The sequence below is a fragment of the Actinomadura sp. NPDC000600 genome, assembly GCF_040492135.1.
Lineage (GTDB): Bacteria > Actinomycetota > Actinomycetes > Streptosporangiales > Streptosporangiaceae > Spirillospora.
In genome coordinates, this window is sequence record NZ_JBEUPD010000074.1 from 1 (window position 1) to 12,945 (window position 12,945).

A 12,945-nucleotide genomic window follows, 5' to 3' on the forward strand; every position below is an offset into this window, starting at 1 on the left:
GGCCTCCGTCGGCCGGCACGCCGCCCCGGCGCCCGCCGGCGCCCCCGCCGAGCAGATGGCGCTGCGCGGCCGGACCGAGAAGATGTCGCGCATGCGGCAGACGATCGCCCGCCGCATGGTCGAGTCGCTGCAGGTGTCGGCGCAGCTCACCACCGTGGTCGAGGTGGACATCACCAAGCTGGCGCGGCTGCGGGAGCAGGCCAAGGCCGACTTCCAGGCCCGCGAGGGCGTCAAGCTGTCGTTCATGCCGTTCTTCGCGCTGGCGGCGGTCGAGGCCCTCAAGGCGCACCCGAAGCTGAACGCGGTCATCAACAGCGAGACCAACGAGGTCACCTACCACGAGGTGGAGAACCTCTCCATCGCGGTGGACGTGCCCGAGCGCGGCCTGATGGTCCCGGTCGTGCACAACGCGGGCCAGCTCAACCTCGGCGGCCTCGCGCAGCGGATCGCCGACATCGCCGAGCGCACCCGCACCAACAAGGTGAGCCCGGACGAGCTGGCCGGCGGCACGTTCACGCTGACCAACACCGGCAGCCGCGGCGCCCTGTTCGACACCCCGATCCTCAACCAGCCGCAGGTCGCCATGCTCGGCACCGGCGCCGTCGTGAAGCGCCCGGCCGTCATCGACGACCCGGAGCTGGGCGAGGTCATCGCGGTCCGGTCGATGGTCTACCTGGCGCTGACCTACGACCACCGCCTGATCGACGGCGCGGACGCCGCCCGCTTCCTCGCCACGGTCAAGCACCGCCTCGAGGAGGGCAACTTCGAGGCCGAGCTCGGCCTCTGACCCTCCCGCACGTCCGCCCCGACCCCGCCGCGCCGCACGGCCGGCGGGGTCCGGCGCGTCCGGGGAAACGCGGGACCCGCCGGAGAGTTCCACCACCCGGTGGCGCCGTCCCTCTACGCTGGGGATATGAGGGTCACCGTCACGGGGTCGTCGGGCCTCATCGGCTCGGCGCTGGTGCAGTCGCTGCGGGGGGACGGCCACGACGTCGTCCGGCTGGTGCGCAGGGAGCCGTCCGGGCCCGGGGAGGCGCGCTGGTCCCCGGCCGACGGGTGCGTCGACAAGGAGTCGCTGGAGGGCGCGGACGCCGTCGTGCACCTGGCGGGCGCCGGGGTCGGCGACCGGCCGTGGACGAAGGCGTACAAACAGAAGATCCGCGACAGCCGGCTGGTCGGCACCCGCACGCTCGCCGAGGCCATCGCGACGGCCTCGCCCCGGCCCCGCGTGCTGGTCTGCGGGTCGGCGATCGGGTACTACGGCGACACCGGCGGCCGGGAGGTCGACGAGGACTCCCCCGCCGGGCAGGGCTTCCTGGCCGACCTCGTCCGCGACTGGGAGGCGGCCGCCGCGCCCGCGCGCGAAGCGGGGGTCCGGGTCGTCCACCCGCGGACGGGCGTCGTGCTGGCCCGCGAGGGCGGCGTCCTCGGCCGCACCCTCCCGCTGTTCAGGCTCGGCCTCGGCGGCGACCTCGGCGACGGCCGCCAGTGGACGAGCTGGATCTCCCTGCCCGACGTGGTGGCGGCGCTGCGGTTCCTCATCGACACCGAGATGGCCGGGCCGGTCAACCTGACCGCGCCGAACCCGGTGACCAACGACGCCTACACCAAGGCGGTCGGCCGCGCCCTGCACCGGCCCGCCCGGCTGTCCGTCCCGAAGTTCGCGCTGCGCGCCGCCCTCGGCGGCTTCGCCGACGAGGGGCCGCTGGTCAGCCAGCGGGTCCTGCCGCGCCGGCTGCTGGACGCCGGGTTCGGGTTCGCGCACGAGGACGTCGACTCCGCCCTCGCCGCCGTCCTTTGACCCCCAAGAAACGTCAAAGTCCCGGGCAGCCCCCCTCGGCGGCCATACGGTGGCGGTGAGACGGATCGCCTACGAGGGGGATGCATGAGCACCGACGGACAGCCGCACATCCTCGCCATCGGCGGCGGCAGCTTCGTGCCGGACGGCAGGGAGGGGCTCGCCCCGAGCCCGCTGCTGCGCTACGCCTTCGACCTGACCGGCCAGGACCGCCCGCGGGTGTGCTTCCTGACGACCGCCGTCGGCGACGACGCGGGGTACGTGGCCCGCTTCTACGCCGCGTTCTCCTCGATGGACGCCGAGGTCAGCCATCTCGCGCTGTTCCCGATGCCGAACGTGCCCGACGTCCGGGCGCACCTGCTCGGCCAGGACCTGCTGTACGCGTCGGGCGGCAGCGTCGCGAACCTGCTGGCCCTGTGGCGGCTGCACGGCCTCGACGAGATCCTGCGGGAGGCGTGGCAGGAGGGCGTCGTGCTGTCCGGGCAGAGCGCGGGCGCGCTGTGCTGGCACGCCGGCGGCAACACCGACTCGTTCGGGCCGCAGCTGCGCCCGCTGACCGACGGCCTCGGCTTCCTGCCGTACTCGTGCGGCGTCCACTACGACAGCGACCCGCAGCGGCGCCCGCTGCTCCAGCAGCTCGTCGGCGAGGGGACGCTGCCGGGCGGGTACGCGGCCGACGAGGCGGTGGGCCTGCACTACGTCGGCACCGAGTTCGTCCAGGCCGTGTCCTACCGGCGGGATGCGGGGGCCTACCGGATCGAGCCGGACGGGCCGGGGACGGCGAAGGAGTACCGGCTGGAGCCGCGGCTGCTCGCCGCGTTCTGAGGAGCGGTCCGGGCGATCACGGCATAAGCTTGCCCGTGTGAGCGATGTGGACGTACGTGAGCTGGTGGTGGTGCACGCGGGGTTCGGCGAGGCGGCCGTCCCCTACGAGGACGGCTGGGAGCTGCAGAAGCGCACCCACGCGCTGCGGGTGGACGACGCGATCCCCGACACCGTCCTGCTGCTGGAGCACCGCCCCGTCTACACGGCGGGGAAGCGGACCGAGGCGCTCGACCGCCCGTTCGGCGACCCCGGCGCACCGGTCGTGGACGTCGACCGCGGCGGGAAGATCACCTGGCACGGTCCGGGGCAGCTCACCGGCTACCCGATCGTCCGGCTGCCCGACCCCGTGGACGTCGTCGGCTACGTGCGGCTGCTGGAGCAGATGATGATGGACGTCTGCGCCGACCTCGGGCTCAGGACGGCGACGGTGGAGGGGCGCAGCGGCCTGTGGGTCCCCGGGACCCCGGACCGCAAGATCGGCTCAATCGGGATCCGGGTGGCGCGCGGCGTCGCGATGCACGGCTTCATGCTCAACTGCGACAACGACATGAGCTGGTTCGACCGGATCATCCCCTGCGGGCTCCGGGACGCCCAGTCGACCAACCTCAGCCGCGAGCTCGGCCGGGACGTGACGGTCGCCGAGATCGTCCCGCTCGTCGAGCGGCACCTGGCGGCGGCGCTGGGCGCGGCGGAGACGTTCCACCGCACCACGGCGCAGCTCGGGGTCGCCGGTCAGGCCATCACCTTGTAGACGGCCTGGCCCTCGGTCGCGGCGAGCCGGAAGAACTCGGCCAGCCCCGCGTAGGCGGGCTGGAAGACCCGCTCGCGGGCCGCGCCGTCCAGCCGCCCGGCGTCCTGGACGCCCGCCTGGACCATCGCGGCCGGGTCGTAGCGTCCGGCGATCTGGGCGAAGGGCGTCGCGGCCAGGTGGTCGGCGGCGGGCTTGACCCGGTCCGGGGCGAGGTAGATGACGTCCATGCCGAGCTCGTCGGCGCCGTCCTCGGTGAGCAGCCGACCGCCGCAGACGACGTCGGCCTCGGGCTGCCGCCCCTCCCACGGGTCGCCGGTGACGAGGTAGTGCATGGCCTGCCACGCCCGGCCGAGGTCGAACAGCGCGCCCGCGCCGCGCCGCCGCCAGTTCGCGTCGCCGAAGACGTGGCGCGCGATCCGGCCGGGATCGGGCTCGCCCTCCAGCACGGGCGGCACCCTGAGGTACGACATTGCCAGACCCACGGTGGTCCTCCTGCTGACGCTGTTGCGTGACGACAGGGAGTCACCCTAGAGAGATCCATTGACGGAGATGGCCGAAACACGCGAATCGGCTACACCGGCGGAGTACCGTCATACGTTCGAGATCGCTCCGATACGCCATCGATGCCCCTCCCGGCGGAGGGCTCCGGTGTGCCGGGACCGCAGATCGCGACGTACTCTGGGACCCGTGACGACGGTGACACCTGAGGGGCGCAAGCTCCTGCGCGTCGAGGCGCGCAACAGCCAGACCCCGATCGAGCGCAAGCCCGAGTGGATCAAGACCCGGATGAAGATGGGCCCGCAGTACCGCGAGCTCACCGGCCTGGTGAAATCCGAGGGGCTGCACACGGTGTGCCAGGAGGCGGGCTGCCCCAACATCTTCGAGTGCTGGGAGGACCGCGAGGCCACCTTCCTCATCGGCGGCGACCAGTGCACCCGGCGCTGCGACTTCTGCCAGATCGACACCGGCAAGCCCGCCGCGCTCGACCGCGACGAGCCGCGCCGCGTCGCCGAGTCCGTCGCCACGATGGGGCTGAAGTACGCGACCGTCACCGGCGTGGCCCGCGACGACCTGGAGGACGGCGGCGCCTGGCTGTACGCCGAGACCGTCCGGCGCATCCACGCCGCGGTCCCCGGCTGCGGCGTCGAGCTGCTGATCCCCGACTTCAACGCCGTCCCCGAGCAGCTCGCCGAGGTGTTCTCGGCCCGGCCGGAGGTGCTCGCGCACAACGTGGAGACCGTCCCGCGGATCTTCAAGCGGATCCGGCCCGGGTTCCGGTACGAGCGCTCCCTGCAGGTCATCACCCGGGCGCGCGAGGACGGGCTGGTCACCAAGTCCAACCTGATCCTCGGCATGGGCGAGACCCGCGAGGAGGTCTCCCAGGCGCTGCGCGACCTGCACGAGGCCGGCTGCGAGCTCATCACGATCACCCAGTACCTGCGGCCCAGCCCCCGCCACCACCCGGTGGAGCGGTGGGTCAAGCCCGAGGAGTTCGTGGAGCTGTCGGCCGAGGCCGAGGAGATCGGCTTCGCGGGCGTGATGTCCGGACCGCTGGTGCGCTCCAGCTACCGCGCCGGCCGCCTCTACAAGCAGGCCGTCTCCGCGCGCGGCTGACGACCGGGCTGGCGGGGCGGCCGCCCGACCCGACTATCCTTGGACGCATGTCGAAAAAGCCCACGGACGGGGCCCAGGAGAGTCCAGGGCGCCTCAAGCAGATCCGCATGGTCGCCCAGGTGCTCCGCCAGGCCGACCCGAAGGCCCTGCCGATCGTGTTCGCCTCCGCGATCGGGACGCTCGTCGTCGTCATCCTCATCGGGCTGCTCATCGGCCAGCTCTGGTTCTTCATCCCGCTGGGCGTCCTCGCCGCGTTCGCCGTCGGCATGATCGTCTTCGGGCAGCTGGCGCAGCGCGCCCAGTACAAGGTGATCGCCGGGCAGCCCGGCGCGGCCGCCGCGATCCTGAAGAACATGCGCGGCAACTGGTCGGTGACCGAGGCGGTCAGCGGCAACCGCAACCTCGACATGGTGCACCGCGTGGTGGGGCGCCCCGGCGTGGTGCTCGTCTCGGAGGGCCCGCGCAACCGCGTCGGCCCGCTGCTCGGCGCGGAGAAGAAGCGCATCTCCCGCGCCGCCCAGCAGGTGCCGATCTACGACCTGCAGGTCGGCGACGACGAGGGGCAGGTCCCGGTCGACAAGCTTCAGCGCCACCTGATGAAGCTGCCCCGCAACCTCACCAAGGGGCAGGTCGCCGAGCTGAACGACCGGCTCCAGGCGCTCCCCCGGTCGATGCAGATGCCGAAGGGCCCGATGCCGAGGGGCGCGAAGATGCCCAAGGGCCCCAAGCCCAAGCTGCGCTGACGCCCCCCGAAAAAAAGCGCCCCCTCGGGGGCGCTTTCTTTTTGGGTGGCAGGCTTCCGGCTTTCCGGGCCGGCCGTCCCGCTGGATCGTGACGGCGAGGCTAGATGGTGACGACGACCGTGTTGCTCGCGCGGTCGTGCATGCCGCGGTAGTCGCGGTCCCAGATCAGCGCGGGGATGACCAGGAGCAGCAGCAGCGTCCGGGCGAGGGCCCAGCCGAGGCCGACGGGGCGCCCGTCCAGCCGGGCGACCCGGATGCCGCACAGCCGCTTGCCGATCGTCGTGCCGAGGAACGCGGTGAGCACCCACGCCTGCAGGCCGAAGATGAGCAGCGTCCACGTGCTGCGCTCGGCGGGCTCCCACCCGAACGAGCGCGCGAGCAGGCTCGCCACCAGCATCGACAGGCCCCAGTCGATGAACAGGGCGAGGAGCCGGCGGCCGTAGGGCGCGACGGATCCGCTGCCGCTCTCCGGGAGGCCGATCCGCTTCCCGGGCTCGCCGAGGTCGGCGCCGGCCGAGCGCGCACCGCCGAGCCACGTCTGCGTCCACCGCGGCCCGGCCGCCTTACCACCGCTCATGCCCCTACGCTATCCCGTCCCTCCGAAGGTTCGGACACGGCTCCCGGGGGGAGGCCCGGAGTGACCCGTAACACAGCGGAAACATACGAGACATGGCCGGGAAACGGCGCCGCCATAGCGTGCTGTAAGCCGAGAACCGCCCTGAGGAGGCTGGATGTTCAGCAGCGCCGAAGAGGTCCTGAGCTACATCGGGAACGAAGGTGTGCGATTCGTCGACTGCCGGTTCGTGGACCTGCCGGGCAAGATGCAGCACTTCACCTTCCCCGTCGAGAGCTTCGGCGAGAGCGTCTTCACCGACGGGCTGATGTTCGACGGGTCGTCCGTCCGCGGATTCCAGGAGATCCACGAGTCCGACATGCTCCTGCTGCCGGACCCGAGCACCGCCGTCGTGGACCCGTTCCGCCAGCACAAGACGCTGATCCTGAACTTCTTCGTGCACGACCCGCTGACCGGCGAGCCATACAGCCGCGACCCGCGCAACATCGCCCGCAAGGCCCAGGACTACCTGCGCGGCACCGGCATCGCCGACACGTGCTACTTCGGCCCCGAGGCCGAGTTCTACATCTTCGACGACGTCCGCTTCGAGACCAAGCAGAACGCCGGCTACTACTACCTCGACTCCGTCGAGGGCGCCTGGAACACCGGCCGCGAGGAGCCCGGCGGCAACCTCGGAGCCAAGCCCCCCTACAAGGGCGGCTACTTCCCCGTCCCGCCGATGGACCACTACACCGACCTGCGCTCGGAGATGGTGGCCCAGCTCATCGAGTCGGGCATCCACGTCGAGATGCAGCACCACGAGGTCGGCACCGCGGGCCAGGCCGAGATCGACTTCCGCTTCGACACGCTGCTGAAGACGGCCGACAACCTGATGCTCTACAAGTACATCGTCAAGAACGTCGCGCGCGCCGAGGGCAAGACCGTCACGTTCATGCCGAAGCCGATCTTCGGTGACAACGGCTCGGGCATGCACTGCCACCAGTCCCTCTGGAAGGACGGCTCGCCGCTGTTCTACGACGAGGTCGGCTACGCGGGCCTGTCGGACAACGCGCGCTACTACATCGGCGGCCTGCTCAAGCACGCCCCGTCCCTGCTGGCCTTCACCAACCCGACGGTGAACAGCTACCACCGCCTGGTCCCCGGCTTCGAGGCCCCGGTCAACCTGGTCTACTCCCAGCGCAACCGCTCGGCCTGCATCCGCGTCCCGATCACCGGTTCGAACCCGAAGGCCAAGCGGATCGAGTTCCGCGTGCCGGACCCGTCCTGCAACCCCTACCTGGCCTTCTCCGCCATGCTGATGGCCGGCCTGGACGGCATCAAGAACAAGATCGAGCCCGCGGAGCCGGTCGACAAGGACCTCTACGAGCTGCCGCCCGAGGAGGCCCGCGCCATCCCGCAGGTCCCCGGCAGCCTCCCCGAGGTCCTCGCCGCCCTGGAGGCCGACCACGACTACCTGCTGGAGGGCGGCGTCTTCACCTCCGACCTCATCGAGACCTACATCACGATGAAGAACGAGTTCGAGATCGACCCCATCCGCCTGCGCCCCCACCCCCACGAGTTCGAGCTCTACTACGACATCTAGGCCGCGGAGGCGCGCTGACGCGGAACGTCGTCAGCGCGCCTCGGCCCGGTTCCGCGAGCGACCGCGGACCGCCTGCTCGAAGGGCCGCTCCCGGTCAGACGCCGACCGTGCACATCGTCACGGGCGGCTCGGGATAGGCGAGCGCGAAGGGCCGTCCGGGGTCGACCTCGAGCGGATTGACATCCCGGCCGCAGAGGGCCGGGTCCGTCCTGCCCGGGACCACGGCGGCGACCCGGTAGGTCGCCGACGGTCCGCACGCCACCTTGGCGGCCTTGCCGTGCGGGAGCCCGGCGTCCTGGTAGAAGCAGTCTCCGACCTTCGCGTTCAGCATGAGGCACAGGTCATCGCTACCCCGCCTCTTCGATGTGGAGGCTTCCCCGTAGGCGTCGCCCTTGCAGTCTCCCTCGCGCACCGTGACCACCTGGTAGGCGGCGGTCGGGGCGGTGCAGGGAACGACGCGGAAGTCGTCGACGTTCACGATCAGACCCCCGCGCGCTTTGGCCTCCAGGCACTCGCCCTTCCGGGGAAGCCCGTCCCCGACCAGATGAGCGATGACGGGTGCGCCCACAAGCACCGCCACCATGAACACGCTCGTGAAGACCAGCCAGAACTTGGTCTGCCGACTCAAGCCAGGTGACGGGTCCGGCAGGTCTGTCCGCAGTCTCTGCGGCTCCATCGGTCTTCGCCTTCCCGCCCGTGACCTGGCCGGTGTCCGCGACCGGGACATCAGTGCTCGGTCGTAGTCCTCACCCGTGGTGCTGGGACGCTCCAGTACCTCCATCGGTTCCGCGGCGACGCCGCGTGCGGCAGGGTTCTCGCCGTTCCTCGGGCCGCTCCCGTGTTGTGTCGGTGGGGCCGCCTACGGTGGGGCGGCGTGAGGGATCGGCTCGGGCGCACGGCCGCCCGGGCGGGGCGGCCGTCGCACGCGTGCGGGGCTGGCATCATGTGGGCCGAACGCGCGGGTTGGAGGGCGGGATGGCATACGACGCCAAGGACGTCCTGAGGGGCGGGTACTCGCTGCTGGGCGCCGCGCGGGACCTGGTCGCCGACCACCGCCGGGCGCTGGCCGACGTGCACGCGGCGCTGGCGCCGCTGCGGACCGAGGCGGCGCGCGAGCAGCTCACCTCCATACCGCTGGCCCGGCTGAAGGACGTCACGGACGGGCGGCTGCGGCTCGGGCCGCTGGAGGAGGCCGGGTTCACCAGCGTCGCGGACGTGCTCGACTCGACGCCGTACCGGCTCCAGCTGCTGCCCGGGATCGGGCCGCAGACGGCGCAGCAGCTCCACGCGGCGGCCGGGAGCCTGGCGGAGGCGGCGGAGCGGTCGGCGACGGTGCGGATCGACGTCGACCGGCGGGACGAGACGATGACGCCCGCCGTCGTCGCGCTGCACCGGCTGGTGAACGCGGGGCCGGAGCTGCCGCGGGCGCGCGCGGTGGCGGAGGAGGTCGACGAGCGCGTCGCGCCGCTGGTGCAGGACGCGCGGCCGGCCGGGTCGTGGTGGCGCAGGCTCCTCGCGCCGCCGGCGCGGCGCGAGCGGGCGCGGGCGGCGGTCGGCGAGCTGGCCGAGGCCCTCGCCGCCGAGGAGGCGCGCGGCACCCGGCTGCTGATCTCCCAGGCGTCGGTCGACCTGCTGCGGCCGCACGTGTCGGCCGACGAGGCCTGGATCGACTTCGAGCTGCGGGCGGCCGAGTACCAGACGCTCCTGGCCGAGCTCGCGGCGGCGGACCCGGAGCGGGAGGCCGCCGAGGGGTTCCTGCCGACCGACCTCGCGGCGCGGGTGAAGGCCCAGCCGCTCGACGACCGGTTCCGGCGGGTGTCGCTGCGCGGGTACCAGGCGTTCGGGGCGCGGTTCGCGCTCGTCCAGAAGCGGGTGATCCTGGGCGACGAGATGGGGCTCGGGAAGACGGTCCAGGCCATCGCCGCGATGGCCCATCTGCGGGCGCGGGGGGCCACGCACTTCCTGGTGGCGTGCCCGGCGAGCGTGCTGATCAACTGGGTCCGGGAGATCGAGACCCGCAGCACGATCGCCGCGCACCCGCTGCACGGGTCCGGCCGCGCGGGGGCGCTGCGCAAGTGGGCCGGGGACGGCGGCATCGCGGTGACGACGCTCGCCACCCTCCACTCCCTCGGCGTCCCGGAGGACGTGCGGGTCGGCATGTTCGTGGTGGACGAGGCCCACTACGCCAAGAACCACGAGACCCGCCGCGCCCGCGCCGTCGCCGAGTGGTGCCGCAGGACGGAGAACGTCCTGTTCCTCACCGGGACGCCGATGGAGAACCGGGTCGAGGAGTTCCGGAGCCTCGTCGCCCATCTGCGGCCCGAGGTCGCCGAGCGGGTCCGCCCGCACGACGCGGCGATGGGTGCGCGAGCGTTCCGGTCGGCCGTGGCGCCGGTGTACCTGCGGCGCAACCAGCGGGACGTGCTCGTCGAGCTGCCCGAGGTCGTGCACGTGGACGAGCTGGAGGAGTTCAGCCGGGCCGACGCGGCCGCCTACCGCAAGGCCGTGGCGGCGGGCAACTTCATGGCGATGCGCCGGGCCGCCTACGCCGTCCCGAAGCGGTCGGCCAAGCTCGACCGGTTGAAGGAGCTGGTGGTCGAGGCCGCCGAGAACGACCTGAAGGTCGTGGTGTTCTCCTACTTCCGGGACGTGCTGGCCGCCGTCGGGGAGGCGCTCGGGCCGGACACCCGCGGGCCGATCTCGGGCGAGACCCCGCCGGCGCGGCGGCAGGAGATCGTGGACGAGTTCACCGCCGAGCCGGGGCACGCCGTGCTGCTCGCGCAGATCCAGGCGGGCGGGGTCGGGCTGAACCTGCAGGCGGCGTCGGTGGTGATCCTCTGCGAGCCGCAGGTGAAGCCGACGATGGAGACGCAGGCGATCGCGCGGGCGCACCGGATGGGGCAGGTGCGGACCGTCCAGGTGCACCGGCTGATCACGCCCGGCGGCGTGGACGAGCGGATGCTGGAGATCCTGCACGTCAAGACCATGCTCTTCGACGAGTACGCGCGGCGCAGCGACCTCGCGGAGCAGACCCCCGACGCGGTCGACATCTCCGAGCGCGACCTCGCCCGGCAGATCGTCGCCGAGGAGCAGGAGAGACTCGGGACGTAGGGAAGGCCCGGGACGCAGGGAAGAACGCGGGGCATGCCCGCGTTCTCGCGGGCGGAGACCAGCCGATCAAAGGGGATTGTCATGGCGGAGGTCAGGGTGGAGCGCACCGAGGACGGCTTCCGGGCCGTCAACGGCCGGGGCGCGGCGGTCGCGATCGGGGACGGGGACACCGAGGGCGTCTTCACGCCGGTCGAGCTGCTGCTGGCCGCGCTCGGCGGCTGCGAGCTGGTCACCGTCGAACCGCTGACGGCCAAGCGCGGGCACCGGATGGCGCGCCTCGCCGCGACCGTCCAGGCCGACAAGGTCGCGACGAGCACGCTCGGCACGATCACGGTCACCTACGACGTGGAGCTGCCCGAGGGCGACGACGAGGCCGAGGACGTCCTGAAGGCCGTGGCCGCGCGCGTCCACGAGAAGTACTGCACCGTCGGCAACGCGCTCCGGGAGCCGATGAAGGTCGACCAGGTCGTTTAGCGGCCCCCGGGCGCCGCGGGCCGCTAGCCGCAGGTGGCGCCCGCCGCCGGCAGCGCGCCGCGCAGCAGGTAGGCGTGCACGGCCTCGCGGACGCAGTGGTCGCCGGTGTCGTAGGCGCCGTGCCCCTCGCCCTTGAGGGTGAGGAGCGCGGCCCCGCCGCCGAGCGCCTCGGTCAGCGCGGCCGCCCACGCGTACGGGGTGGCGGGGTCGCCGGTGTTGCCGACGACGAGGATCGGCGCCGCGGACGGCGCGGACACCTCGCGCGCGGCGGGGTCGCCCTGCACCGGCCAGCCCGTGCACTGGAGCAGGCCCCACGCCAGCGGCTCCCCGAAGATCGGCGAGGCCGCGCGGAACCGCGGCAGGAGCCGGCGCACGTCGCGGACGGTGTAGCGGTCGGTGCTGTCGGCGCAGGTGATGGCGGTGTTGGCGGCGGCGAGGCTGCTGTAGGTGCCGTCCTGCCGCCGCCCGTTCTGGACGTCGGCGAGCATCAGCAGCAGGCTCCCGTCGCGGCGCCTCACCGCGTCGACGAGGCCCTGCGCGAGGTACGGCCAGGCGTCCTGGGAGTAGAGCGCGGCGGCGACGCCTGCCGTGCCGAGGCTCTGGGTGAGCCTCCGCCCGGACGAGGTGCGCAGCGGCTTCCGGTCGAGCCCGGCCAGGAACCGGCCGATGGACGCGGCGACGGACGGGCCGTCCTTGCCGAGGGGGCACTGCTTGGCGCCGAGCCGGGCGCATGCGGTCCCGAACTCGCCGGCGGCGCGCTGGAACGCGGCCGCCTGCTGCCGCGCCAGGTCGGCGCGGCTGAGCCGGGTGTCGACGGCCCCGTCCAGGACGGCCCGCCCCACCCTGCCGGGGAACTGGTGCGCGTAGCTGCCGCCGAGCCAGGTGCCGTAGGAGATCCCGAAGTACCGCAGCCGCTCGTCGCCGACGGCGGCGCGGATCATGTCCAGGTCGCGGGCCGCGTCGACGGTGCCGACGTGCGGCAGCAGCCGTCCCGACCGCGCCTCGCACTGCCGCACGAAGGCGGCGCGCCCGGCCGCGTACGCCCGCTCCTCGGCGGCGGTGTCGGGGCTGTCGTCCATGGCGGCGAGCGCGTCCATGCGGCGGGTGTCCGCGCAGGCGACGGGGCTGCTGCGGCCGACGCCGCGGGGGTCGAAGCCGATGAGGTCGTAGCGGGCGCGCAGGTCGGCGTACTGGCCCGCGGCCTGGGCGAGCGTGTCGACGCCCTCACCACCGGGGCCGCCGAAGTTGAACACCAGCGAGCCGATGCGCCGGTGCGGATCGGCCGCCGGCACCTTGATCAGCGCGATGCCGATCCGCTCGCCGGAGGGCTTGGCGTGGTCGAGCGGCACCCGGAGCGTCGCGCAGCGCACCCCGCGGGCGGGACAACCATCGCCCGGGCTGAGCTACCCTCCTGCGTCACCCCATCACTCACCTACTACCCCCTCGGGTCCCACGCTCCCCGTGAGACAGGCC

At 72.8% G+C, this 12,945-nt stretch carries 13 protein-coding genes; 9 read left to right on the forward strand and 4 right to left on the reverse strand.

Features of this window, described 5'->3' with window-relative positions:
* The 4 genes from ABWI07_RS43170 to lipB form a co-directional block, all read left to right on the forward strand.
* Positions 1-787, forward strand: a 787-nt coding sequence (locus ABWI07_RS43170; protein WP_353822100.1) for a 2-oxo acid dehydrogenase subunit E2, incomplete at its 5' end; no start/stop codon positions are given.
* Positions 788-913: 126 nt separating this feature from the next.
* Entirely contained in the window at positions 914-1,801 is an 888-nt protein-coding gene (locus tag ABWI07_RS43175; RefSeq protein ID WP_353822101.1) for a TIGR01777 family oxidoreductase, read from the forward strand.
* 84 nt (positions 1,802-1,885) lie between these two features.
* The gene (locus ABWI07_RS43180) at positions 1,886-2,623 is read left to right on the forward strand and encodes a Type 1 glutamine amidotransferase-like domain-containing protein (RefSeq protein ID WP_353822102.1); all 738 of its coding nucleotides are present in this window, start codon (positions 1,886-1,888) and stop codon (positions 2,621-2,623) included.
* Between the two features lie 37 nt (positions 2,624-2,660).
* Complete coding sequence (gene lipB / locus ABWI07_RS43185) at positions 2,661-3,374, forward strand: lipoyl(octanoyl) transferase LipB (RefSeq protein WP_353822103.1); 714 nt, start codon at positions 2,661-2,663, stop codon at positions 3,372-3,374.
* On the opposite strand, the gene ABWI07_RS43190 is transcribed toward lipB, so the two are convergent.
* Positions 3,356-3,856 carry a YfbM family protein gene (locus tag ABWI07_RS43190; RefSeq protein WP_149257465.1) on the reverse strand — a complete coding sequence of 167 codons (501 nt, stop codon included), beginning with the start codon at positions 3,854-3,856 and terminating at the stop codon, positions 3,356-3,358. The genes lipB and ABWI07_RS43190 overlap by 19 nt on opposite strands.
* A gap of 205 nt (positions 3,857-4,061) precedes the next feature.
* Here ABWI07_RS43190 and lipA point away from each other — a divergent pair, with 205 nt between their 5' ends.
* Positions 4,062-4,988, forward strand: a complete 927-nt coding sequence (lipA, locus tag ABWI07_RS43195) for a lipoyl synthase (protein WP_353822104.1) — start codon at positions 4,062-4,064, stop codon at positions 4,986-4,988.
* A gap of 47 nt (positions 4,989-5,035) precedes the next feature.
* Positions 5,036-5,731, forward strand: coding sequence for a DUF4191 domain-containing protein (locus ABWI07_RS43200; protein ID WP_353822105.1), 696 nt, complete (start codon positions 5,036-5,038; stop codon positions 5,729-5,731).
* Between the two features lie 100 nt (positions 5,732-5,831).
* On the opposite strand, the gene ABWI07_RS43205 is transcribed toward ABWI07_RS43200, so the two are convergent.
* The gene (locus ABWI07_RS43205; RefSeq protein ID WP_149257468.1) at positions 5,832-6,308 is read right to left on the reverse strand and encodes an RDD family protein; all 477 of its coding nucleotides are present in this window, start codon (positions 6,306-6,308) and stop codon (positions 5,832-5,834) included.
* A 154-nt stretch (positions 6,309-6,462) separates the two neighbouring features.
* Here ABWI07_RS43205 and glnA point away from each other — a divergent pair, with 154 nt between their 5' ends.
* Positions 6,463-7,887, forward strand: a complete 1,425-nt coding sequence (gene glnA, locus ABWI07_RS43210; RefSeq protein WP_353822106.1) for a type I glutamate--ammonia ligase — start codon at positions 6,463-6,465, stop codon at positions 7,885-7,887.
* Between the two features lie 94 nt (positions 7,888-7,981).
* Here glnA and ABWI07_RS43215 read toward each other — a convergent pair whose 3' ends face one another.
* Positions 7,982-8,563, reverse strand: a complete 582-nt coding sequence (locus ABWI07_RS43215; RefSeq protein ID WP_353822107.1) for an LppU/SCO3897 family protein — start codon at positions 8,561-8,563, stop codon at positions 7,982-7,984.
* A gap of 299 nt (positions 8,564-8,862) precedes the next feature.
* Between ABWI07_RS43215 and ABWI07_RS43220 the strand changes: the two genes are divergently transcribed.
* Both ABWI07_RS43220 and ABWI07_RS43225 read left to right on the forward strand, forming a co-directional pair.
* On the forward strand, positions 8,863-10,998 hold the full coding sequence (locus ABWI07_RS43220; RefSeq protein ID WP_353822108.1) for a DEAD/DEAH box helicase: 2,136 nt from the start codon (positions 8,863-8,865) through the stop codon (positions 10,996-10,998).
* An 81-nt stretch (positions 10,999-11,079) separates the two neighbouring features.
* Positions 11,080-11,472 (forward strand): OsmC family protein, encoded by a 393-nt coding sequence (locus ABWI07_RS43225; protein WP_353822109.1) that lies wholly within the window; start codon positions 11,080-11,082, stop codon positions 11,470-11,472.
* A 23-nt stretch (positions 11,473-11,495) separates the two neighbouring features.
* Here ABWI07_RS43225 and ABWI07_RS43230 read toward each other — a convergent pair whose 3' ends face one another.
* Complete coding sequence (locus ABWI07_RS43230) at positions 11,496-12,842, reverse strand: alpha/beta hydrolase (RefSeq protein WP_353822110.1); 1,347 nt, start codon at positions 12,840-12,842, stop codon at positions 11,496-11,498.
* Between the last annotated feature and the right edge of the window lie 103 nt (positions 12,843-12,945).

What these genes read in the sequence shown, in the direction of transcription:
- ABWI07_RS43175 (WP_353822101.1), top strand. Translation starts at nt 914, where the DNA reads ATGAGGGTCACCGTCACGGGGTCGTCGGGCCTCATCGGCTCGGCGCTG.
- ABWI07_RS43180 (WP_353822102.1), top strand. Translation starts at nt 1,886, where the DNA reads ATGAGCACCGACGGACAGCCGCACATCCTCGCCATCGGCGGCGGCAGC.
- ABWI07_RS43200 (WP_353822105.1), top strand. Translation starts at nt 5,036, where the DNA reads ATGTCGAAAAAGCCCACGGACGGGGCCCAGGAGAGTCCAGGGCGCCTC.
- ABWI07_RS43205 (WP_149257468.1), bottom strand. Translation starts at nt 6,308, where the DNA reads ATGAGCGGTGGTAAGGCGGCCGGGCCGCGGTGGACGCAGACGTGGCTC.
- glnA (WP_353822106.1), top strand. Translation starts at nt 6,463, where the DNA reads ATGTTCAGCAGCGCCGAAGAGGTCCTGAGCTACATCGGGAACGAAGGT.
- ABWI07_RS43215 (WP_353822107.1), bottom strand. Translation starts at nt 8,563, where the DNA reads ATGGAGCCGCAGAGACTGCGGACAGACCTGCCGGACCCGTCACCTGGC.
- ABWI07_RS43220 (WP_353822108.1), top strand. Translation starts at nt 8,863, where the DNA reads ATGGCATACGACGCCAAGGACGTCCTGAGGGGCGGGTACTCGCTGCTG.
- ABWI07_RS43225 (WP_353822109.1), top strand. Translation starts at nt 11,080, where the DNA reads ATGGCGGAGGTCAGGGTGGAGCGCACCGAGGACGGCTTCCGGGCCGTC.